Source organism: Chryseobacterium sp. GQ58, assembly GCF_059758895.1.
Genome location: NZ_JCAXEH010000006.1, coordinates 17,554 through 39,193, shown reverse-complemented (window position 1 = coordinate 39,193; position 21,640 = coordinate 17,554). Strand labels below are relative to the sequence as shown.

Annotated in this window: 22 protein-coding genes; 12 read left to right on the top strand and 10 right to left on the bottom strand. The window is 33.4% G+C overall.

Annotated features, from left to right (window positions below; all coding sequences use genetic code 11):
• The first annotated feature begins 6 nt into the window (after window positions 1-6).
• Entirely contained in the window at window positions 7-1,053 is a 1,047-nt protein-coding gene (locus tag AC6CHK_RS14125; RefSeq protein ID WP_498097234.1) for a hypothetical protein, read from the top strand.
• On the opposite strand, the gene AC6CHK_RS14120 is transcribed toward AC6CHK_RS14125, so the two are convergent.
• The 3 genes from AC6CHK_RS14120 to AC6CHK_RS14110 all read right to left on the bottom strand — a co-directional run bounded on the left by AC6CHK_RS14120 (window position 1,046) and on the right by AC6CHK_RS14110 (window position 4,102).
• A complete protein-coding gene (locus AC6CHK_RS14120) occupies window positions 1,046-2,524 on the bottom strand; it encodes a lipopolysaccharide biosynthesis protein (protein ID WP_498097232.1) in 1,479 nt (492 codons plus the stop codon). The genes AC6CHK_RS14125 and AC6CHK_RS14120 overlap by 8 nt on opposite strands.
• A complete protein-coding gene (locus tag AC6CHK_RS14115) occupies window positions 2,521-3,324 on the bottom strand; it encodes an FkbM family methyltransferase (protein ID WP_498097230.1) in 804 nt (267 codons plus the stop codon). The genes AC6CHK_RS14120 and AC6CHK_RS14115 overlap by 4 nt, the downstream gene beginning before the upstream one ends.
• A gap of 112 nt (window positions 3,325-3,436) precedes the next feature.
• The gene (locus tag AC6CHK_RS14110; protein ID WP_498097228.1) at window positions 3,437-4,102 is read right to left on the bottom strand and encodes a DUF2461 domain-containing protein; all 666 of its coding nucleotides are present in this window, start codon (window positions 4,100-4,102) and stop codon (window positions 3,437-3,439) included.
• Window positions 4,103-4,364: 262 nt separating this feature from the next.
• On the opposite strand from AC6CHK_RS14110, the gene AC6CHK_RS14105 reads away from it, so the two are divergent.
• From AC6CHK_RS14105 to AC6CHK_RS14095, 3 genes are all read left to right on the top strand, one after another.
• Entirely contained in the window at window positions 4,365-6,077 is a 1,713-nt protein-coding gene (locus AC6CHK_RS14105) for a DEAD/DEAH box helicase (protein ID WP_498097226.1), read from the top strand.
• A gap of 157 nt (window positions 6,078-6,234) precedes the next feature.
• The gene (locus tag AC6CHK_RS14100) at window positions 6,235-6,873 is read left to right on the top strand and encodes a DUF47 domain-containing protein (RefSeq protein WP_498097224.1); all 639 of its coding nucleotides are present in this window, start codon (window positions 6,235-6,237) and stop codon (window positions 6,871-6,873) included.
• 14 nt (window positions 6,874-6,887) lie between these two features.
• Window positions 6,888-8,030: an inorganic phosphate transporter gene (locus AC6CHK_RS14095; protein WP_498097222.1), complete on the top strand. Its 1,143-nt coding sequence runs from the start codon at window positions 6,888-6,890 to the stop codon at window positions 8,028-8,030.
• 411 nt (window positions 8,031-8,441) lie between these two features.
• On the opposite strand, the gene AC6CHK_RS14090 is transcribed toward AC6CHK_RS14095, so the two are convergent.
• On the bottom strand, window positions 8,442-8,828 hold the full coding sequence (locus AC6CHK_RS14090; protein WP_498097220.1) for a helix-turn-helix domain-containing protein: 387 nt from the start codon (window positions 8,826-8,828) through the stop codon (window positions 8,442-8,444).
• A gap of 196 nt (window positions 8,829-9,024) precedes the next feature.
• Here AC6CHK_RS14090 and AC6CHK_RS14085 point away from each other — a divergent pair, with 196 nt between their 5' ends.
• From AC6CHK_RS14085 to AC6CHK_RS14055, 7 genes are all read left to right on the top strand, one after another.
• A complete protein-coding gene (locus AC6CHK_RS14085) occupies window positions 9,025-9,279 on the top strand; it encodes a hypothetical protein (RefSeq protein WP_498097218.1) in 255 nt (84 codons plus the stop codon).
• 5 nt (window positions 9,280-9,284) lie between these two features.
• A complete protein-coding gene (locus AC6CHK_RS14080; RefSeq protein WP_498097216.1) occupies window positions 9,285-10,088 on the top strand; it encodes a GLPGLI family protein in 804 nt (267 codons plus the stop codon).
• 99 nt (window positions 10,089-10,187) lie between these two features.
• Entirely contained in the window at window positions 10,188-11,159 is a 972-nt protein-coding gene (locus tag AC6CHK_RS14075) for a polyprenyl synthetase family protein (protein ID WP_498097214.1), read from the top strand.
• Window positions 11,160-11,179: 20 nt separating this feature from the next.
• Entirely contained in the window at window positions 11,180-12,142 is a 963-nt protein-coding gene (locus tag AC6CHK_RS14070) for a GSCFA domain-containing protein (RefSeq protein ID WP_498097213.1), read from the top strand.
• On the top strand, window positions 12,135-12,659 hold the full coding sequence (locus AC6CHK_RS14065; protein WP_498097211.1) for a DUF4269 domain-containing protein: 525 nt from the start codon (window positions 12,135-12,137) through the stop codon (window positions 12,657-12,659). Before AC6CHK_RS14070 ends, AC6CHK_RS14065 begins: the two co-directional genes overlap by 8 nt.
• A gap of 5 nt (window positions 12,660-12,664) precedes the next feature.
• The gene (locus tag AC6CHK_RS14060; RefSeq protein WP_498097209.1) at window positions 12,665-13,429 is read left to right on the top strand and encodes a TatD family hydrolase; all 765 of its coding nucleotides are present in this window, start codon (window positions 12,665-12,667) and stop codon (window positions 13,427-13,429) included.
• Between the two features lie 396 nt (window positions 13,430-13,825).
• A complete protein-coding gene (locus AC6CHK_RS14055; RefSeq protein WP_498097207.1) occupies window positions 13,826-14,608 on the top strand; it encodes a hypothetical protein in 783 nt (260 codons plus the stop codon).
• Between the two features lie 35 nt (window positions 14,609-14,643).
• Here the strand turns inward: AC6CHK_RS14055 and AC6CHK_RS14050 are convergent, their stop codons facing one another.
• The 5 genes from AC6CHK_RS14050 to AC6CHK_RS14030 all read right to left on the bottom strand — a co-directional run bounded on the left by AC6CHK_RS14050 (window position 14,644) and on the right by AC6CHK_RS14030 (window position 18,980).
• Complete coding sequence (locus tag AC6CHK_RS14050) at window positions 14,644-15,903, bottom strand: DEAD/DEAH box helicase (protein WP_498097205.1); 1,260 nt, start codon at window positions 15,901-15,903, stop codon at window positions 14,644-14,646.
• A gap of 161 nt (window positions 15,904-16,064) precedes the next feature.
• Complete coding sequence (locus AC6CHK_RS14045; protein WP_498097203.1) at window positions 16,065-16,553, bottom strand: DUF6438 domain-containing protein; 489 nt, start codon at window positions 16,551-16,553, stop codon at window positions 16,065-16,067.
• A gap of 111 nt (window positions 16,554-16,664) precedes the next feature.
• Complete coding sequence (gene obgE / locus AC6CHK_RS14040) at window positions 16,665-17,648, bottom strand: GTPase ObgE (RefSeq protein WP_498097201.1); 984 nt, start codon at window positions 17,646-17,648, stop codon at window positions 16,665-16,667.
• Between the two features lie 79 nt (window positions 17,649-17,727).
• A complete protein-coding gene (locus AC6CHK_RS14035) occupies window positions 17,728-18,306 on the bottom strand; it encodes an adenylate kinase (RefSeq protein ID WP_498097199.1) in 579 nt (192 codons plus the stop codon).
• A gap of 119 nt (window positions 18,307-18,425) precedes the next feature.
• Complete coding sequence (locus AC6CHK_RS14030) at window positions 18,426-18,980, bottom strand: phosphoribosyltransferase (RefSeq protein WP_498097197.1); 555 nt, start codon at window positions 18,978-18,980, stop codon at window positions 18,426-18,428.
• 664 nt (window positions 18,981-19,644) lie between these two features.
• Here AC6CHK_RS14030 and AC6CHK_RS14025 point away from each other — a divergent pair.
• A complete protein-coding gene (locus AC6CHK_RS14025) occupies window positions 19,645-21,234 on the top strand; it encodes an ABC-F family ATP-binding cassette domain-containing protein (RefSeq protein WP_498097195.1) in 1,590 nt (529 codons plus the stop codon).
• A 197-nt stretch (window positions 21,235-21,431) separates the two neighbouring features.
• Here the strand turns inward: AC6CHK_RS14025 and AC6CHK_RS14020 are convergent, their stop codons facing one another.
• On the bottom strand, window positions 21,432-21,521 hold the full coding sequence (locus tag AC6CHK_RS14020) for a ribbon-helix-helix domain-containing protein (RefSeq protein ID WP_498097334.1): 90 nt from the start codon (window positions 21,519-21,521) through the stop codon (window positions 21,432-21,434).
• Window positions 21,522-21,640: the final 119 nt, after the last annotated feature.

The window sequence follows — 21,640 nt, the reverse complement described above, 5'->3', positions numbered from 1 at the left end:
CTGATCTTGAAAAAAATAGCCTACATAGAAATTGATACGCACGCTGAAATTGCTCAGGATTTTATGAATATTATGAGCGATTCAGATGCATTTTCTGTGGATTATTATTTTTCAGAGAAAATAAAAAAGCAGATAAAAGAAAATGATGAAACAGTTTATTTGTCAGATTCTTCAATGATTTTAGATCAACTGAAAGTTCAAAAATATGATTTGATCATTATCGGAACGGTTCATCGATATTTCAATACTTTTTTGGTAATAGTTCAAAAATATAACACTTCAATTATTATTCATAATCTGAATTTTTCACAGATTTCAAAATTGAATTTGTTTAAAAATATTTTTAAACATGATGTGATTTTCCGTCTGAAACTTTTGTTGAAAGAAAGTCTTTTTTATTCTTCAAAAGTTTATAAAAATGCTAAAAATCTATTGGTTTTAGATGAGCAAATTTCTTCTGAAAAGCATTTGTTTTTACCACTTTTTTATACTAAAAGTTATGAAAAAGTTGAGAATAAAATTCTTACAATTGTAATTCCGGGGGGTGTTTCTCAAAATAGAAGAGATTATCAGCGCATTTTTGAAATCATTAGAAAGGTTGAAAATAAAGAAAATTTAGCGTTTATTTTTTTAGGAAAAGCAAAAGATAAAGAACTGGAAAAGCTTCAGGAATTATCATCAAATCTGCCGCAAAATATCAATTTGACTTATTTTTCAGAAAGAGTCTCATCAGATATTTTTGATGAATGGATGCAAAAGGCAGATGTTTTGTGGTGTCCGATTCAGCAGGAAACAGAATTTTTTAGTCAGCGGGAAATCTACGGAAAAACAAAAATGACCGGAAATTTAGGCGATGCAATCAAATATGGCAAACCTGCTGTTTTCCCTAAAAATTATTCTTCAAAATTGGAGTTTATCATTCCTGAAAAAGAAAATATTATTGAACAGTTTCACGATTTGAAAAATTCAGAATTTGATTTTCAGACAGATTTTAACAAAGGAAAAGTTCAGAAGAATTTGGAAAGGGTTCTGAATCAATTGATTGTTACTTAAATTTCAAAACGCTTTTTATGAAAGCCAAATTCAGATATTGTTCTACCGGAAAGATTTTGGTGAAGTGATTCCCAATAAAAATCAATACTAAAACGACAGCCGGTTTGTAAACCAGATTGATGAAATTATTATCAAAAGTTGGCAAAACAATCGCCACCGTGATTGCCAAAGTACAGATTATAGACACGAAAATCATCTCAATACTTAATGGCGAAACCTTAAACATAAAGTAATTAAAAATAATTTTAATCACATTATAAGTTGTTAAAGAAATAGCGGTAGCTAAAGCAATTCCGATTAGTTTAAGATCAGTGTTTTTAATGAAATATAAATTTAAACCGATCGTCAACCCAGCCAATAAAAGCATCACTAAAATGTTGAAACGGTAATATTTTGAAAGCGAAATAATATTTCCATTGAAACCTGTCGCAAGATCAACCAAAACAGCGGATCCCCAAATCCAGATTACAGGTTCGTATTCTCTTAGCAAAACCCCGTTTTTAGGCATAAATTGCGCAAGAAAAGGAAATCCGACCATAATACATGAAAACAAAACTGCGCCAAGAAAGTAAAGTGAAAGCGATGTTTTTTTATGGAATCTGTCCAGTTCTTCCATGTCGCCTTCAGCTAAATTTTTACTGATAATCGGTGCGGAAATATTAAATAAACCAAGCTGCGGAATTGAAATAAGCGAAATCAAAGCATAAAGTACAGAATAAATTCCGTTTTCTTCCATCCCCAAAAATTCTCCGATCATAAAGCTGTTGATCGCCAAATAATTCCCGAACGTTCCCAAAAAACCAAAAAAACTGTAAGTTGAAAATTCCTTCCAGAAATTGTCTTTTTTGAAATATTCTGTGCTTACATCAAATTTTATTTTTTCGAGCCGATTTGTGTAATAAATATATCCGAAAAGCATTAACGCAAATATTCCGAAGAAGAAAGCAAAAGCAATTTTTTGTGATAAAGCAAAATAGAAAAACAGACAAAATGCACCAAGATTTGCTATTTTAGGAAATAAATTGTCGAAAATATTGGCAACAACAATTCTTTTATAATTGGAAGTGTATTTGTTAAAAACTGCACAAAACGAAAGCAGCAAAATCATCGGAAGAATAATTTCCTTGATATTCCAGGCTTCAGAATTTTTGAAATTTGGATAAAAATAAGGCAAAATAAAAAAAACAAGACAAAAGATACAGAAATTAACCAAAATAGCAACTAAAGAAAGCGAAAGCATATTCTGCTTCTTACCGTCTTCTTCTACTTTATGAAAAAATTTTACGTTTGAATAAGAAATTCCTAAAACTACAAACGGAACCAACATTTCTGCAGTTGGCAAAATATATCTGAGTTTTCCGTAAAATTCAAAATCATTCGGGAAAATAAATATCGCCGAAATGGTTCCCAATAAAAAACCTACATATCCAATGATAGAATATTTGAAGCCTTGCCTTGCAACTACACTCATAAAGGTTTTTGAGGTTTGGGAATGAAAATAATATTGTTGATATATTCGGTCTTATTCTTTTCGTCGGTTGTGTTTTTAATCAGAATTTCTTCGGTAAGCTTTTCAAGTTCGAAACTGTTTCTGTTGAGATAATTGGCTTCAAAACCCCAGCTTTCGACTTCTGAAATTTCATTCCAAATTGGTTTTTGATGATGTCTTTGCTCCATTTCAACCATCAAAACAGGTTTCAGCTCCTGAATAGTTTTTTTTCCGCCGAGCAAAGTTTTCATTTCATTGCCTTCAACATCAATTTTTATAAAGCTTAAATTTTTTAAATTCTCTTTTGCTGCCCAATCGTCGAGTTTCATCACTTCTACCTTTTCGGTATAGCTTTTTTCTTCGCCTTTTTCCTTGTAGGAAGTATTTAAAGTTCCCCTTGAAGCAACCATTTTTCCGTTGATAATTGGCACTTTGAATTCTGCGGTCGTATTTTCGTCTGAAAGCGCAAAAGGCAAAATATGCATTGAAGGAAAAAGCCTTTTCAGCCTTGAATTCAATTTTTTATTAGGCTCAAACGCATAAATATTGGAATGCGCAAGCTTGTTTTCAAGCTGATAAAGAAATGTTCCGACATTGGCGCCAATATCAAGAATAACAGCGTTTTTTGGTAAAAATTCTTTAATCCAGACCAATTCCGGTTCTACATTTCGGGCAGAAAAATTTTCTTTACTGAGATGATGCAAACTTTTGAAATATCTCTGTTTGTAAAAAGCCGGACTGATGTACTGCAGATTTTCTGCAAGTTGCTGGTATAAAGACATTGCTTTGTTGTTATGACGACCAACAAAGGTAAATAAAAATGTTAAATACTTATAAAATTAAATTGGGATTGCTTAAATAATTGAATGTTAGCGAATTGTAATTTCGTGAATATTATTTGAAAGGCGCATTCAGAAAATCATTTAAAGGTTTTGCTGATTTTAGAATTTCTGTAAAATTTTTGATTGAATTTTTATCTGAAACATCTTTATCAGTAAGCTTACGAACGCCGATGAAACTTTTCAGCTTCAGATATTCAGCCATCGGATCTTCCTTTTCAAAGCCTTGAGGTACATTTTTAAGGGTGTGTTCACGGTCAAGTTCGCCGTAATATTTTTTGAAATCTTTGTTGTTCACCGCTGCTTGAAAATCATTTTTAAAAACAGAAATTTCTTTTCTTATCTCTTTTAAAACAGGAGCTTCAGGCAGATAAATTCCGCTTGCTATAAAAGATTTTCCGGGTTCAATATGAAGATAATGCCCGGATTTCTCATTGCTTTTCCCCATTCCGAGTGAAGCGCCAAAATAAGTTTTGTAAGGTGTTTTATCTTTTGAAAATCTGATGTCGCGATAGATTCTGAGCATCGACTTTTTTGCATTCAGCTTTGCTATATTTTCATCGGATTTTCCAAGCTCATTAATCAATGTTTCAATGTAAAATTCAAAATCGTGCTGAGCTTCTGTAAAATGGTTTTTATGATCATTAAACCATTCGCGATTATTGTTTTCTTTAAGGCTTTTCAGGAAATCAAGAATTTTAGGCGAAATTGTAGGATTCATAATTTTAATTTATTCAAATTTAAATAAATCTGTTAATACTTCATTTCTTATTTAATGATTCTGAACGATTTTGAAGTTGATAGAATTGATAAAACAGGATAATTTTGAGAATTTATTAAATTTAAAATAAAATTTTTGTCCTTTTTTTGTATAAATATGAAAATGTTTGTAGTTTTCTAAACTAAAATTATCAATTCCTTAATATTGTATAAAGTGATATCCAAATATTAGTTGTATCTTTGCAGAAATTTTATAATACTTAATGAATTTATTTACGGAGACCAATTTAAGTCCTGATATCCTTAAGGCCATTGGCGAACTGGGTTACGAAAGCCCGACAGAAATCCAAAAACAGACTATCCCTTTTATTCTTTCAGATATTCGCGATCTTATCGCACTTGCGCAGACAGGGACAGGCAAAACAGCAGCGTTTTCGCTTCCGATTTTGGATATGATTGACGATACGAGTCGCAAAATCCAATTTTTGGTGCTTTGCCCGACACGAGAATTATGTCTACAGATTTCTAAAGACATAAACAACTATTCGAAGTACATGAAAAACATCAAAACTACAGCAGTTTATGGTGGAAGCAGTATTACGGATCAAATGCGTTCTTTGAGAGATAAGCCACAAATCATTGTGGGAACTCCGGGAAGGGTGATCGACTTGATCAACAGAAAAGCTCTTGACTTCTCTGAAATCCGCTGGTTGGTTTTAGATGAAGCAGATGAGATGCTTTCAATGGGTTTCAAAGACGAATTGGAAACAATTTTAAGCGAAACTCCTGAAACAAAACAAACTTTCTTGTTCTCGGCAACGATGAGCAAAGAGGTTGAAAGAATTTCTAAAAGTTACCTTACAACACCTCACCGTATTTCTGTGGGTTCTATTAACGAAGTTAAGAAAAACATCAAGCATGAATATTATGTGGTAGGTTACCGTAACAAAAAAGAAGCTCTTAAGAGATTAATTGACGCAAACCCTAATCAGTATTCCATTATCTTCTGTAGAACAAGAATGGAAACTCAGGAGGTTGCAGACTTTTTAATGCAAAACGGTTATGCAGCTGATGCCCTTCATGGTGATCTTTCTCAAGCGCAGAGAGATACGGTAATGAAGAAATTCAGATTGAAAAACATCGATATCTTGGTTGCGACAGACGTTGCTGCAAGAGGTTTGGATGTAGATTCATTGACGCACGTTATTCACTTCTCTTTACCGGATGATCCTGAAGTTTTTGTACACAGAAGCGGAAGAACAGGTAGAGCGGGTAAAGACGGTATTTCTATGTCATTGATCAAGCCTGAAGAAAGCAGAAAGCTTAAGCAGATAAAATCTACGACGAAAATTGATATTGTTGAAAAGAAAATTCCTACAGGTGACGAAGTTATTTCGGCTCAGGTGAAAGGAGTTTTTGAAAAATTAATGACTGAACACGAGAATATCTTTGATTTTGATCAAAGTCTTGTTCCGGATTTAAGTAATTTCACGAAAGAAGAATTGGTTGTACAGTTGCTACAGTTTCAGTTGAAAGACCTTGCTTTGTACTACAAAGACAAACAAGATCTTACAGATCAGAAATTCAGCAGCAGAGGAGGAGATGAAGATTTTTCACGAAGAGACCGAGACAGAGGCGGAAGAGATCGTGACAGAGGAAGAGACCGCGATAGAGGTGGTGACCGAGGTGAAAGAAGAGGCGAACGTGGAGGGAAACCTAAAAAAAGAGATGAAAATATGACCAGATTTTTCTTCAATCTTGGTAAAAAAGATCAGTTGAAGAAATTGGATGTATTGGAAATCATCAACAAAGCTACTTCAAGCAAAGGAAATAAAAGAGCCGAGATCGGAAATATCGAAATTCTTGAGAAATTCTCTTTCTTTGAAGTTGAAAAATCTTACAAAGGAGAACTTTTGGGCAATATTCAGTCTATGAAGTTTAAAGGAAAGGATATGAGAGCTGAAGAAGCGAACTAATCTTATTCTTAAAATATATTGAGCCGGCAGTTTTGCCGGCTTTTTTTGTATGTGAACAAATATTACGTCAATATTAACAAAAATTAATGCTAGATGCTTTTTGTTCAGATCCTTTTTTTGGAAATTTGCACTCGAATTAAATAAATACAACTTACAAATGGCAATTGGTAATATTTTCCACGCTTTTCAGCCGAAAGATAAAATCTTCTTTGTGCTTTTCGAAAAGGTAACAGAGAATTTAGTTGCAATGTCCAACGATTTCAACAACGGAATCAAAGATTTTGACCTAAACGACGATTCAATGCTAAAGCTGATGAGCGACTATGAACATAAAAACGATGAGCTTACTCATGAGATTTTTATAGAATTAGGGAAAAACTTCATTACGCCTTTCGATCGTGAAGATATTCATACGCTGGCTACCGGTTTAGACGATATTGCAGATTACATTTATGCTTCTGCCAAATATATTTTCCTGTACAAATCTCCTTTAATGAAGGCTTATGCAGACTTTTCGCTCTTGATACACAAAGCTTGTCTGGAAATACAGAATGCGATGAAAAACCTGAAAGGTTTCAAAAACATGGAGCAGGTAAAAGAAGCCTGTATCAAAGTAAACTCTATCGAAAATATTGCAGATGACCTTCTTTCAAATTCTATGGTAGAATTGTTTGAAACAAATGATGCCATCAATATCATCAAAATATCATCTGTACTTAATTATCTTGAAGTAGTAACCGATAAAGCAGAAGATGTTGCCAATACGATTGAGAACATCATGATTAAATACGCCTAAACAAAATAACATAAATGGAATTTCCTATTTTACTTACGGTTATTATTGCTTTGGCTTTAATCTTCGATTATATTAATGGTTTTCATGACGCTGCAAACTCTATTGCAACTATTGTTTCGACAAAAGTTTTAACTCCTTTTCAGGCCGTGCTTTGGGCGGCAGTCTGGAATTTTGCAGCCTTCTTCATCGCAGCATATATCATTGGTGAGTTTAAGATTGGTAACACCATTGCCAAAACCGTCAACGAAAATTTTATTACTCTTGAAGTTATTTTTTCAGGATTGATCGCTGCCATTGCCTGGAATCTTCTGACATGGTGGTTTGGTATCCCCTCATCATCATCTCACACGCTGATTGGCGGTTTCCTGGGAGCGGCATTAATGCACGCTTTCCTGATGGATTACCGTGAAGTTGTGACTGCCACTCCGGATTTGGGAATATTTGATACTTTAAAACATACAATTACTAAAGTAGCAAGTCAGGATGTTGTGAAATTCAGCAAAGTAATTCCTATTTTCCTTTTTATATTCTTAGCGCCGATTATCGGTATGGTGATTTCCATTATCATTACTTTAATTATTGTACATCTTTATAAAAAATCAAATCCGCATAAAGCAGATAAATCTTTCAAAAGACTGCAGCTGGTATCTTCGGCTTTATTCAGCTTAGGACACGGTCTGAATGATGCACAGAAAGTAATGGGTATCATTGGTGCAGCGTTGATCTATTATCATGTCGAAATGCTTCAGGATCCTATTTATTTAAATATTGCTACTGCTGAACGTTTTAATTATTTTGCAGAGCATTATATGTGGGTGCCATTGGTTTCGTTCATCGCTATCGCTTTGGGGACCATGAGTGGAGGCTGGAAAATCATTAAAACAATGGGTACTAAAATTACAAAAGTAACTCCATTGGAAGGCGTAAGTGCCGAAACTGCAGGTGCGATCACATTATTCATTACCGATCATTTTGGTATTCCGGTTTCTACGACGCACACGATTACAGGTTCAATCATCGGGGTTGGACTTACGAAAAGAGTTTCTGCGGTTCGCTGGGGAATTACGGTAAGCTTACTTTGGGCTTGGATTTTAACGATTCCTATTTCTGCGATTGTTGCCGGAATGACTTACTTGGTGATTACGTATTTATCCTAGAATAAGAAAAGAATTATCATTAATAAAACAAATAGAACCGAAGATATATCTTCGGTTTTTTTCATGAAATGCAGCCTTAAAGTGTTTCCATTAGATAATTATACTTTATCGGAAAGAATGTTTTCTAACGGGCAAGATTAATGAAGCTCAACACACGGATTTTTGTGTCCAAAGGCCGGATCTTTGAGCTTTTTACTCGGATGTTTGGGCTTTTTACTCGAACATTTGTGCTAAAAGCTCGGATAGTTGAGTCTAAAGCAAGGATATTTGTGCTAAAAGCTCAAATGTTTGAGCAAAATGCTCCGATTCTTAAGCTAAAAGCAATAGTGCCGGACAGATAGCGTAAAATATTAAGATAAAAAGATTTATTAGCCTCTACAAACCTTTTTGATAAAGTATTGTTTCTTTATTTCAGTTCTTTAATAATTTTTCGATCAACTTATTTTGTAGATCAATTAATTGGCTTATTTGTGCTTGGTTTTGAATTAAGCTTTCCAATACACTTTCAGAAGTAGTAGAATTGTTAATAGTTATGGTACTGTGATGCATGTTTCCCACCGCAGAATTATGATTATCCGTATTGGTTTGAATCATTTGTTCATCTAAGAAAAACTGTGGCTCAACCTTGAAAAAGTCTGCAACTTTCTGCATAAACAAAAAATCTATTTTTTCTATTACCCCGTTTTCTATTTTACTGAGATAGCTTTGAGAAATATCCAACTGATAAGCCATATCTTCCTGTGAAATATTTTTCTGTTCTCTTAGTTTTTTTATTTTAAAGCCTATACTGTTAATCATCGTTATTGAATTGAAAGGTAAAGATAATATTTTTTAAATGATTTTTGTATATTCCAAACTGAACAACGCTTTATTCCATTTGGAATTGTTTATTAGGGATTTATGTTACAATTTTAAGAAAAGTTTTCGCGAAAATACTTTTAAATTAATATTTTAATAACTTTAAATTTCAATTAACATGAAAAAAATTATTTTATTGGCAGCTTTCGGGGTTGCTGGATTAGTGAGCGCAAAAACATCTGAGGTTGTAGAGAAAGTTGAGACTGTAAATACAGATAATTCTACAATGGTTTCGAGGGTTGTAAAAGAAGCAATCGTAGACGATTGCTATACTGTGACATACGTTTTATCGTGTGGAGAAAGAATAACTGATTCTCATTGTGATAGCTATGATGATATTGAATGTGATATTATGGTCATTTGGGATGCTTGGGATAATGAACTTTGTTAATTAATATGAAAGAATTAATATCTATTATATTTTTACTTTCATGCTTTTTAACTAAGGCACAAAACAATGTTGGTGGAGCAACCTCCAACATTGTTTGCAGATATCAGGTTCAATTTCTAAAAGACACGCTGAATGTAGAAAGTAAAACAAATGAAATTATGGCTTTGCAAATTGGAAGCAATATTTCATTATATAAAAGTGAACAAAAAAGGAAAACAGACTCTTTAAGGCATGAATCTCTAAAAAAAAGTATGCAAAATATGCAAGATAAAAAATCTTTAGTCATAGATTTTTCCAAAATTCCCAAAGTTAATTTAGTTCATGAAGTATATAAAAATGGCGATGACTTATTTATTTTCGATAATATTATTAAAGATCAGTATGTCTATCCAGCTAACAAGAAAATTAATTGGAAAATAGATGTGGGAACTAAACAAATTGCAGGCTATACTTGTCAAAAAGCTACAGGAGAATATAATAATAGACTTTATACTGCATGGTTTACCAAAGAAATTCCAATTTCAGAGGGGCCATATATTTTTAAGGGGTTGCCGGGTTTAATTTTGGAAGTATATGACACCAATAAGTATTTTTTTATTTCCCTAGTCTCCATACAAAGATTAAATGAAGAAATTAAACCAACGAATAGAGCAATTAAAACAACTTATAATGATTTTAAAAAGAAAAGAAAAGAGGTAAATGATAATCCTATCGCTGAATTGCAAAAATTGTCAAAAAATCCAATAAGCAAAGAAGTTAAAGATAAGGTTATAGAGAATAGAAAGCGTAAAAATAATTATTTGGATTAATCGTTTAAGATATACAATGAATCCGCCTAAGTTATCAGGCGGTTTTTTCTTTTACAAAACGTTGAAAAAACCGTATTTTTGTTCAAATTAAAAGATTTTATGGAATTTTTAGACACCTACCAACAGATTGTTGCTGATGCCATTACGAAATACACCTTCAAAGACAAACCAAAAGAATTATATGATCCGATGAATTATATCATTTCGCATGGAGGAAAACGCCTTCGTCCGATTATGGTGCTCATGGCTTGCGATCTGTTTGGCGGTGACATGAAACAGGCTATAAAACCTGCTTTGGCGATAGAATTTTTCCATAATTTCACCTTGATTCATGATGATATCATGGATGAGGCTCCTTTAAGAAGAAACAAGCCCACAATACACACTTTACACGGCCTTAATGTAGGAATTCTTTCCGGAGACGGATTGATGCTGAAAGCCTACAAGTTTTTTGAAGACCTTGAGCCAGAGATTTTCAAAGCATGCGTCAGAATTTTTACGCATACAGGATTGCTATTGTGCGAAGGCCAGCAATATGATATCAATTTTGAAACTCAGGAAAATGTGACTTTTGATGATTATATCAGAATGATCACCTATAAAACAGGTGTTTTGAGTGCTTCCTCATTTGAGATCGGAGCATTGATTGCAAAAGCAGAGTTCAAAGACGCCAAAGCCATTTTCAACTTCGGAAAACATATTGGTATCGCTTTCCAGATTATGGATGATTATCTGGATGTATTTGGAAACCAGGCACAGTTTGGGAAAAAGCATGCAGGAGATATTTATGAAAATAAAAAAACGGTTCTATATCTTTTGGCAAGAGAACACGGCACGGAAGAAGAGCAAAAAGAGCTGGATTACTGGTATTCCAAAAAAACTGATAATATTGATAAAGTATATGGCGTTGAAAAGATTTTCAGAAAAGCCAAAGTAGACGAAAAAGCTTTAAGATTGATTGAAAAACACAACGAAATCGGACAAAGCTATCTCAATAAGATCAATATTCCGGAAGAAAAGAAAAAGCCTTTTGTAGAGTTAGCCAATTATTTATTAAGAAGGGAAAGCTAAACCTGCAACTTGCATTAATAATGAAATTCAGGACAGAAGTAGACATCAAATCATCTGAAAAGAAAATTGAAATTGAAGATAAAATATTTTCAATAGGTTCTTGCTTCGCCTCCGAAATGTCCGATTTGTTTGAGCAAGGCCAATTGCAAACGCTAAATAATCCTTTTGGGACGATTTTTAATCCTTTTTCGATCAATAATTCTATAAAAAGACTTCACGATTCAGACTTTTATACGGAAGAGGAATTGATTACTTTTAATGAAGAATTTATTTCTTTAGATCATCACACAAGCTTTGACACGAGATATGTTCATCAGACTTTAGAAAAGATCAATCAGAAATTGATTGAAGGAAATCAATTCCTGCAAGATTCAAATTGGGTGATTATTACTTATGGTACGTCCTTTATTTACGAGTTTGAGCCTAAAAAAAAGCTTGTTGCCAATTGTCACAAAATTCCCGGAAACTTCTTTGAAAAGAGATTATTAACCAATCAGGAACTTACGGATTCTATTTACGACACTGTTTTGAACCTGAAAGATATCTGCAAAGAAGATGTTCAGATATTATTCACCGTTTCGCCGGTTCGTCACACAAAAGACGGAATGATTGAAAATCAACTAAGCAAGTCGAAATTGATCACGGCGATTCATGAAACAATTTCTGTGATCGAAAACTGTCATTATCTTCCTGTTTATGAGATTTTGATGGATGATCTTCGTGATTATCGTTTTTATAAAGATGATCTGATTCATCCGAATTCCCAGGCGGTCAATTATATTTTTGAGAAATTCGGTGAAGCATATTTCTCGGAAAACACTAAAGATTTTATTAAAGAAAATCTTAAGATCAATAAAGCTTTGGAACACAAATTTAAAGATGAAACTGATCCGAAGTTTATCGATTTTAAAGAAAAGTTGAATCTCAGAATTGAATCTCAAAAACAGAAAGTAAAACATAAAATATTTATTTCAAATGATTGATTTTACAAAGCTTGATTATTTGAAAGAAGGAAATAGCAGACAAAAAAGAGCTTTTGAAGTTCTTACAAAGTACAAGATCTTCGAGAAGTTGAAGTATTATTCGCCTATTTTAGCAGGAACTGTTCCTATTGAAATTGATATTGAAGGAAGTGATTTGGATATTATCTTTGAAGTTGATCTTAAGTTTGAGGAAGATTTTTTGGATGATTTAATGTTTGCCAGATTTATTCCTTATGATATAGAAGGGATTGAATATCCTGTTATCAACGGTGAAAAATGCATTGTTTTAAACTTTATTCTTGAAGGGTTTCCGATCGAAATTTTCGGACAAAATAAGCCCACAAGTCAGCAAAATGCATATCTTCACATGATTGCAGAATACAAAATATTACAGGAAAAAGGAGAAACTTTTAAACAAAAAATAATAGATCTCAAAAAAAAAGGAATAAAAACAGAAGTCGCTTTTGGAATGCTTTTAGGCTTGGAAAATCCTTATGAAGATCTTTTGAAATTTTAAAAATAATGATTGATACACATACCCATTTATATTCTGAAGAGTTTGACGAAGATAGAAAAGAATCAATTCAAAGAGCTTTAAATAAAGGAATTACGGAGTTTTACCTTCCTGCAATCGATTCTGAATCACATGAAAAAATGCTTCAGCTGGAAAGTGATTATCCCAACCATATTTTTTCCATGATGGGGCTTCATCCGTGTTATGTAAAGCCTGAATCTTGGGAAAAAGAACTGGAAATTGTGAAAAATTATCTGGATCAAAGAAGCTTTCCGGCAATCGGAGAAATCGGGATCGATCTTTATTGGGATAAAACAACTTTAGACATTCAGGTAAAAGCTTTTGAGCAACAGATTGATTGGGCAATTGAAAAAGATTTGCCAATTGTGATTCATACAAGAGAAAGTTTTGATGAAACTTTTGAAGTTTTAGAAAGAAAAAAACATCTAAAGCTTCGTGGAATTTTCCATTGCTTTTCAGGAAACCTTGAGCAAGCAAAGCAAGCTTTAGATTTAAATTTTATATTAGGAATCGGTGGAGTATTGACTTTTAAAAACGGCAAAATAGATCAGTTTTTAAACGAAATTCCTTTGGATAAAATTGTTCTGGAAACAGATTCACCTTATCTTGCTCCCGTTCCACACAGAGGAAAACGCAACGAAAGCTCGTATCTTGATTTGGTGGTCGGAAAGCTTGTAAATATCTACAATAAAGATTTTGCTGAGATTGATAGAATTACAACTGAGAATGCGAAGGCAATTTTTAAAGGATAATTTTACATTATTGAAATGAGATTATTTATAGATTATATAAAAAGAAGCAGAGCTAAAATAAATAGTTTTTTATTGTTTCTTGTCTATTCTATTGTCAATCTCTCGTTTCTTACAAAATATGGGATTAGGCAATCTTTCATAGCAATAAATATCTTGATTATTGGTTTTATCGGCATCCATATTTTACTTTTTTATTTGGCGAGAAATAAATTTTTAGCCTCTAAAATAGGATTTAAAAGTGTTTACATTTTAATAATACTATTTTCTGTCATGTATCTTGTTTTTTGCCATTTACTGACAAATCCATACAAATTAAATATAGATAGGTGGCAAACTATAGAATATTCGCTTAAATTTTGGCTTGAAGGAAAATACATTTACACTGTAAAAAATTTTATGGGAAATATCTCCTCCTATCTTCCGGGACAATTGTTGATAGCCGTATTTTTTTATTTGATAGGAAATGTAGGTTACTTACAATTGGCTTGTCTCTTATTTTTTTCTTATGCCATTTCAAAGCAGTTCAAAGACGATTATTTAAAGGCAATTGGGATTTTTATGTTGGGAATATCCTTGTCATATATTTATGAAGCTATTTGTAAGAGTGATTTTATTTCTTCATTTATCGTTGTGGCGTCATTTATAGCTTTGTGGCATTATCATTATAAGGAAAATTATTTTAAGAGACCTCTTTTTTTAGGGTTATGTTTGGGTATTCTATGCTTAACCAGAAGTTTGGTCATCATTCCTTTGGTTGTTTTTTTATTAAAACCCTTTTTGCAAACAGATTGGCTTTCCAGAACGAAAACAGGGATTAGTTTTGCAATTACAGTTACAATCCTTTTAGGAACTGTTTTCTTGCCTGCTGAAAGTTTCGATAATATAAGAAAATATAATCCTTTTACATTGCAGACCCAAAGTAATGGCTTCGTTATGATGTTTTTCGTTTTATCATCTGTATTCGCATCTTTTTATGTGAGAAAAATTAAAGACGTTTTTTACTTTTCTTCATATATTGTATTTCTTTCGATGGCCAGCTTTCTTTTGGAGCAATATTTTCAGCTTGATTATAGCTATCAGAATAATTTTTTCTCTACTACTTATTTAGCAGCTTGTTTACCATTTGTGATATTTGCTTTTTGTTTTTCTCTTGAAAAAAGAATGAGAGCAGATATGTAGAATATTTGCTCTCATTTAATATATATTTCTAAAAGTTATTTCTTTCTGAAAAAATTACTCTTATTTTTCGGTTTCTTGCTGTGATCCGATTTTTGCTGACCTGCAGGTTTTGGTCTCGGTGTAAAAGGTTTGTTATTAGAATCCCTTTTCTCTACAACCAGATTATCAGTATGGAAAGGATGATTTTTCACGACAGGAATTTTCATTCCGATTAGTTTTTCGGTATCCTTTAGATTGAGCAAATCCAATCCGTCTACGAATGAAATAGATGATCCCTCAGCGCCGGCACGTCCTGTTCTTCCGATTCTGTGAACATAAGTTTCTGCAACATCTGAAAGTTCGTAATTGACAACATATTTAAGTTCGTCTATATCAATACCTCTTGCTGCAATGTCTGTTGCAACCAAAACACGAGTTCTTCCTGATTTAAAATTGCTTAAAGCATTCTGCCTTGCATTTTGGGATTTGTTTCCGTGAATTGCCTCTGCTGAAATATTGCTGGATTGTAATTTTCTTGAAATCTTATCAGCGCCATGCTTTGTTCTCGAAAATACCAAAACAGATTCTGATATATCGTTTTGAAGAATGTGCGTAAGAAGGTCAAGCTTGTTTTCTTTATCAACAAAATAAACAGCTTGCTTGATCGTTTCTGCTGTTGACGAAATCGGCGTTACAGATACTTTTATAGGAGTATTCAAAATAGAATCTGCCAGTTTCTGAATTTCTGTAGGCATTGTTGCGGAGAAGAAAAGTGTCTGTCTTCGTTGTGGTAAAAGTTTAATAATTCTTTTAACATCGTGCACAAAACCCATATCCAGCATTCTGTCGGCTTCATCCAAAACGAAAATTTCAAGGTTTTTTAAGCTGATAATTCCCTGAGCAATGAAGTCTAATAATCTTCCTGGAGTTGCTACCAGAATGTCAACACCTTTTCTCAATGCATTTTCTTGGCTTCCTTGTTTTACGCCACCGAAAATCACCAATTTTTTTAAAGGTAAATTTTTCCCGTAAGCGTTGAAGCTTTCTTCGATTTGTATTGCCAATTCTCTTGTTGGTGTAAGAATCAGTGCTTTTATATGATTGTTTTTAGGGCCTTTTCTTTCTGTCAGATTTTGTAGGATAGGAATGGCAAATGCTGCTGTTTTTCCTGTTCCCGTCTGTGCGGTTCCCAATAAATCTCTGTGTTCTAAAATTGAAGGAATAGATTGTTCCTGAATAGGTGTAGGTTTTTCATAACCTTCCTTTTGAAGCGCATCTAAAATGGGCTTGATAATGTTTAAGTCTGTAAATAACAAAATTGTATTGTGTATTAAAATAGTGCGGGTGAAGCAGTATACTTCATCATTTTTAGCAAATCTGCTAAAAAAATTAACAGAATTTAAGTAAATTAATTACTCACTTGGCTGAGAATGCCGCGAAATATGCTGCAAAGATAGTTTAAATAAATTGAAAGTGCTTATTTTACTTTTGTCCACTGTTGATTATGCTTTAGATCTTCAAAAAACTGGTAAACTTCTATCAGTTTTTCATTGCCTCTTTTTCCGTAATCTTCTGTGTTTTTTGATGTTCCGTCTGTGAACTTAATTCGAAGATAAGAAGTTGGCAGATCTGTAACATTTCTTTCGCCATATTTATCATTAAGAGATTTTACATCAAGCTGATCCAATAAAGCCACTAATTTATTGTAATCTTCATCTTTAATAGTCGTTTTAAAAGTTCCTTCTCTGGGTTTAGAAAATTCATCTTTCGAATTTCCTTTTGTGAAATTAAAATGTTCGGCTTCCAAAACAGCCGTTTTATCAGAATTAATTGTCATTGTAAAGATCGGGCAAAATCCGAAACATGCGCCGGCTTCATATTCTATCGTCGAATATTTTGACTGAACTTTTTGTGTGCTGCAAGAGAATAAAAGTATTGCTGCAAATAGACTGAATAAATATTTCATTGTTTAAATTTTATGGTGTCTTCCAAGAAGCGTTCCAAAAAGTAGATAATCATATTAACAAAAAAGGATAAACAAAAATGCTTATCCTCTTATATGTTTTTAAATTAAATTCTATCCGTGAAGTTTCTTCCAGATTGCATCTTTCAAGTCCATCAGATTTTCTCCGGTAACACCTGAGAAAAAGATAGGTTTTCTGTTTTCAGGGAATTCGGCGGCGATTTCTTTTCTAAGCTCATCATCCAAAAGATCGGATTTTGAAATAGAAACAATGAAATCTTTATCCAGCAATTCGGGATTATATTCTTTCAATTCGTTTTCGAGAATTTTAAACTCCTGAAAATGACTTTCAGAATCAGCCGGAATTAAAAATAATAAGATTGAATTTCTTTCAATATGTCTTAAAAATCTGTGTCCCAAACCTTTTCCTTCCGCTGCACCTTCAATAATTCCCGGAATATCTGCCATTACAAAAGATTTATAATTTCTGTAATCTACAATTCCTAAGTTGGGCGTTAAAGTAGTAAATGCATAATTCGCAATTTTCGGTTTTGCGGCAGAAACAGAGGCTAAAAGGGTTGATTTTCCGGCATTAGGGAAACCTACCAAACCTACATCAGCTAAAATTTTAAGTTCGAAAACAATATAACCTTCCTGCCCGTCCATTCCCGGCTGTGCATAACGGGGAGTCTGGTGGGTTGATGATTTGAAATGCTCATTTCCTTTTCCACCTTTTCCACCTTCCATGAGAATGATTTCCTGACCATCTTCCAGGATTTCGCCAACGATTTCTCCTTCTTCATTTTTAGCGATGGTTCCGATCGGAACTTCAATATAAACATCAGCTCCATAACCTCCCGTTAATTGGTTTTTAGCTCCGTTTTCACCACGTTCAGCTTTTACGTGACGTGTGTAACGAAGCGGAAGCAAAGTCCATTCCTGAGCATTTCCTTTCATGATAACGTGACCGCCACGGCCTCCGTCTCCACCATCAGGACCACCTTTCGGGATATATTTTTCACGGCGAAGATGTGCAGAACCTGCACCACCATGGCCGCTTTTACAATGAATCTTTACGTAATCTACAAAATTTGACATTTCTTACAATTTGAGTTATGAGTTATGAATTATGAGAATGAATTGTATTAATTTATAACTCATCACTCACAACTTTAAACTATTTTATTTTTTCTACTTCAGCGAAAAGCTTTTCAGAAATCTCGTTGATTTCGCCAACGCCGTTGATCTCTACATATTTACCTTGTTGTTTGTAAAGCTCGGCTACTTCTGCTGTTTTTGCGTAGTATTCTTTAATTCTATTTTCGATGATTTCCACATTGCTGTCATCGGTTCTTCCGCTTGTTTCTCCTCTTTTCAGCAATCTTTCTACTAAAATTTTATCTTCAACGATCAATGAAAGACAAACATCAATATCGTCATTCAATTCATCTTTTACAATTTTTTCTAAAGCTTCTGTCTGAACGGCAGTTCTCGGATATCCGTCGAAAATAAATCCTGCAGCATCCGTTGGCTTTCTCAATTCGTCGATCAGCATATCGATCGTTACCTGATCCGGAACCAATTCTCCTTTATCGATGTATGATTTTGCCAGTTTCCCGAGTTCGGTATCATTTTTCATGTTGAATCTAAAAAGGTCGCCTGTTGAGATTTGCTTTAAATTAAACTTCTCGATCAGGTTTTGAGCTTGAGTTCCTTTTCCACTTCCTGGAGGGCCGAACAGAACAATGTTTATCATAATTTTGATTCGCTTTGGCTTTTACAATAAAGCTTTGAGCCTTTAGCTTTTTTAGTTAATATTACTTTTATTTAGATATAATTTAAGCTAAAAGCAAACTGCAAATAGCTTAAGACAATTTACTCGTTGATTTTTCCGTCTGCTAACTGATATAAATTCGGAAGATTTCTCCCCAATTCATCATAATCCAATCCGTAGCCCAATACAAATTTGTTCGGAATTTCTTTTCCTATATAATCCAACTTGAAATCTTTTTTATAAACTTCAGGTTTTAGTAAGAATGAAGCGATTTTCACAGATTTCGGACGTTGCGTTTCATTGAAATATTTGAAAAGACTTTCAACCGTATTTCCTGTGTCTACAATATCTTCTACCAAAATAATGTGACGGTCTTTTACGTCTTTTGTAAGCTCCATTTTCTGGTAAACGATTCCTGTAGATTCAGTTCCGGCGTACGAGCTCATCTGAATAAATGCAATTTCGCATTCTCCAGGATAATGCTTCAAAAGGTCTGAGAAAAACATGATTACCCCGTTTAAAACACCAATGAAAACAGGAACTTCATCCTTGTAATCTTCATAAATTTTTAAAGCTGTTGCTTTTACGATCTCCTGAATCTCGGCATCCTTCATATAAGGAACAAAAGTTTTGTCGTGAACTTGAATACTTTCCATAAAAAAATAGTAGGCGGCAAAGTTACGGATTTTTGATGAAAGTTTTTTAAGGTTTAAATGTAGAGTTTTTAGAATTTTAGAGTTTAGAATTTTAAGGTTTAATAACATTTTTAGAACGTAGAAAAGCATGCGATGAACCTATCATTTCCTTCATAATAGATATCACTCTATTGTCATCTGAAATATAGTATTAGAAAATTAAAGTACATCATTGCGAAGAGTGAAGCGACGAAGCAATCTCATTGCATTATTTTAGTAAAAATCTTTCATCTCAACTGTTGTGATCTTTCAGGGTGACAACAGAACGTTGAATTGATCATGGCAATTTGAAAAAAACGACAAAAACCTAGCCCCGATTGCAGTATTTGTTTGAGCTCATTTTTGAGTTTCGGCGGCGGCTTTGCCGCCGCCGAAACTCAAAAATAGCGAGTGCGGAAAGCGGGAAAAAGCTCCTGAAAAAGATGAAAGTTTTATTGAGAATCGAGATTCTTCCTTCGTCAGAATGACAAACTTTGTGAGCAGAGGTTTTTGAAATATTAAAAAATTATTATCTTTGCAGTTCAAAACCCAAAGTAACAGAAATGTAGGATATAATTTCTTTCAGATTTTAATAAAGTGATAACCTTTTTGGTTGTCGATGTTTAACTGTATTAAGAAAGAAATCATGCTTTTTCTACACAATATATCTTTTGGGTTTCCTGCGGGGAATCTGCTTTTTAATTCTATCAATTTAATGGTACAAACTCACACAAAATCGGCTTTGGTCGGGAGTAACGGCATGGGGAAATCTACCTTGCTGAAAATTATTGCCAACGAAATTGAACCTTTGGTGGGAAATGTCAATGTTCAGAGTGAAATTTTCTATGTTCCGCAGATGTTTGGGAATTTTAATCACTTGACCGTTGCGGAATGTTTAAAAATCGACAAAAAATTAAATGCCCTTCAAAAAATAACCGATGGCGAAGTGAATGAAATTTATTTTGAAACTTTAAATGATGATTGGGATATTGAAGAACGCTGTCAAGTCGCTTTACAACATTGGAAACTTGAAAATTTAAATTTAAATCAAACATTAGAAAGTTTAAGTGGTGGACAAAAAACGAAAGTTTTTCTTGCCGGAATTCAAATCAATCAGTCTGAAATTATTTTACTCGACGAACCAACCAATCATCTCGACTGGGAAGGTCGAAATCTTTTGTACGATTTTATTGAAAAAACAAATTCAACCGTTATAATTGTGAGTCACGATCGTACTTTGCTGAATTTAGTTGATGTCATTTTTGAACTAAGCAATCAGGGAATTTCAACTTATGGCGGAAATTATGATTTTTATGCCGAACAAAAAGAAATCGAAGATGAAGCGTTACAAAATGATATTCATTCTAAAGAACGCGCACTGAAAAAAGCCAAAGAAAAGGAAAGAGAGACATTGGAACGGAAGCAAAAGCTCGATGCAAGAGGAAAACAGAAGCAGGAAAAATCTGGCGTCGCGAGAATTATGATGAATACATTACGAAATAATGCCGAGAAAAATTCGTCGAAATTGAAAAGTATTCATGCTGAAAAAATCAATGATATTTCGGGTGATTTGCGGGATTTGCGCTCGTCTGTGAGAAATGCGGATCAGATGAAAGTGAATTTTAATGATTCCAATCTGCATTCAGGGAAAATTTTGATTTCGGCGGAGGAAATTAATTATGCATATGATGAAGAAAATCTTTGGAAAGAAAATCTCAATCTTGAAATCCGAAGTGGTGACAGAATTTCTGTCAAAGGTTCGAACGGTTCGGGAAAAACGACGTTGATAAAACTATTGTTGGGAGATTTACAACCTTCTGTCGGAACTATTTCTAAATCAGATTTTCAAACGATTTATATTGATCAGGAATATTCTTTGATTGACAGAAATGCGACGGTTTATGATTTTGCAGAAGAGTTTAATAATAATACAAAGCCGGAATCGGAAGTTAAAACATTATTGTCAAGATTTTTATTCGGAAAAGAAAGCTGGGACAAAAAATGTGATGTTTTGAGTGGCGGAGAACGTTTGCGACTTTTGCTGTGCGGACTTTCCATCAGCAATAAAGCTCCCGATATGATAATTCTCGATGAACCGACGAATAATTTAGATCTTCAAAATGTGGAAATTCTGACGAATTCTATTAAAGATTATCATGGGACTTTATTGATAATTTCGCATGATGAGGTTTTTTTGAGGGAGATTGGGGTGATGAGTGAGTTTTTGTTGGGATAAGTTGTAAAACAAACCTAACAGGTTTCAAAAACCTGTTAGGTTTATATTTTATTCATTCAATCTTGATAAAATATCCATTTGCTGATGAAGAATTCTGATGATTTCAATTTCCTCATTTTTGAGATTGATTTTTCAAGAATTCTTTACGATCAAAATTTTCAGCAAACCGGATTTTTCTCCTTTTTTAAGTTCTTTGATTAATTCTGTCTTTTTAACTCTTCATATTCAAACATTCGTAAAGCTGTTCTTACAACCTCACTTGCAGAAGAATACTTTCCAGATTTAATTTTCTGATTTATAAAATAATCACCTAATAATATGGATGTGTTTTTGCCAGTTTAGATTTAAATCTAACTCAAAGATACCAATTATTGGTATATTCAAAATTATTTTATTCCAAAGACAT

Excerpts from the sequence above, each read along its gene's own strand:
- AC6CHK_RS14045 (WP_498097203.1), bottom strand. The coding sequence starts at position 16,553 with ATGAAATATTTATTCAGTCTATTTGCAGCAATACTTTTATTCTCTTGC.
- AC6CHK_RS14095 (WP_498097222.1), top strand. The coding sequence starts at position 6,888 with ATGGAATTTCCTATTTTACTTACGGTTATTATTGCTTTGGCTTTAATC.
- AC6CHK_RS14110 (WP_498097228.1), bottom strand. The coding sequence starts at position 4,102 with ATGAATCCTACAATTTCGCCTAAAATTCTTGATTTCCTGAAAAGCCTT.
- AC6CHK_RS14065 (WP_498097211.1), top strand. The coding sequence starts at position 12,135 with ATGATTGATTTTACAAAGCTTGATTATTTGAAAGAAGGAAATAGCAGA.
- AC6CHK_RS14090 (WP_498097220.1), bottom strand. The coding sequence starts at position 8,828 with ATGATTAACAGTATAGGCTTTAAAATAAAAAAACTAAGAGAACAGAAA.
- AC6CHK_RS14060 (WP_498097209.1), top strand. The coding sequence starts at position 12,665 with ATGATTGATACACATACCCATTTATATTCTGAAGAGTTTGACGAAGAT.
- AC6CHK_RS14070 (WP_498097213.1), top strand. The coding sequence starts at position 11,180 with ATGAAATTCAGGACAGAAGTAGACATCAAATCATCTGAAAAGAAAATT.
- AC6CHK_RS14030 (WP_498097197.1), bottom strand. The coding sequence starts at position 18,980 with ATGGAAAGTATTCAAGTTCACGACAAAACTTTTGTTCCTTATATGAAG.
- AC6CHK_RS14105 (WP_498097226.1), top strand. The coding sequence starts at position 4,365 with ATGAATTTATTTACGGAGACCAATTTAAGTCCTGATATCCTTAAGGCC.
- AC6CHK_RS14115 (WP_498097230.1), bottom strand. The coding sequence starts at position 3,324 with ATGTCTTTATACCAGCAACTTGCAGAAAATCTGCAGTACATCAGTCCG.
- AC6CHK_RS14025 (WP_498097195.1), top strand. The coding sequence starts at position 19,645 with ATGCTTTTTCTACACAATATATCTTTTGGGTTTCCTGCGGGGAATCTG.
- AC6CHK_RS14100 (WP_498097224.1), top strand. The coding sequence starts at position 6,235 with ATGGCAATTGGTAATATTTTCCACGCTTTTCAGCCGAAAGATAAAATC.
- AC6CHK_RS14080 (WP_498097216.1), top strand. The coding sequence starts at position 9,285 with ATGAAAGAATTAATATCTATTATATTTTTACTTTCATGCTTTTTAACT.
- AC6CHK_RS14075 (WP_498097214.1), top strand. The coding sequence starts at position 10,188 with ATGGAATTTTTAGACACCTACCAACAGATTGTTGCTGATGCCATTACG.
- AC6CHK_RS14035 (WP_498097199.1), bottom strand. The coding sequence starts at position 18,306 with ATGATAAACATTGTTCTGTTCGGCCCTCCAGGAAGTGGAAAAGGAACT.
- AC6CHK_RS14120 (WP_498097232.1), bottom strand. The coding sequence starts at position 2,524 with ATGAGTGTAGTTGCAAGGCAAGGCTTCAAATATTCTATCATTGGATAT.
- AC6CHK_RS14055 (WP_498097207.1), top strand. The coding sequence starts at position 13,826 with ATGGGAAATATCTCCTCCTATCTTCCGGGACAATTGTTGATAGCCGTA.
- obgE (WP_498097201.1), bottom strand. The coding sequence starts at position 17,648 with ATGTCAAATTTTGTAGATTACGTAAAGATTCATTGTAAAAGCGGCCAT.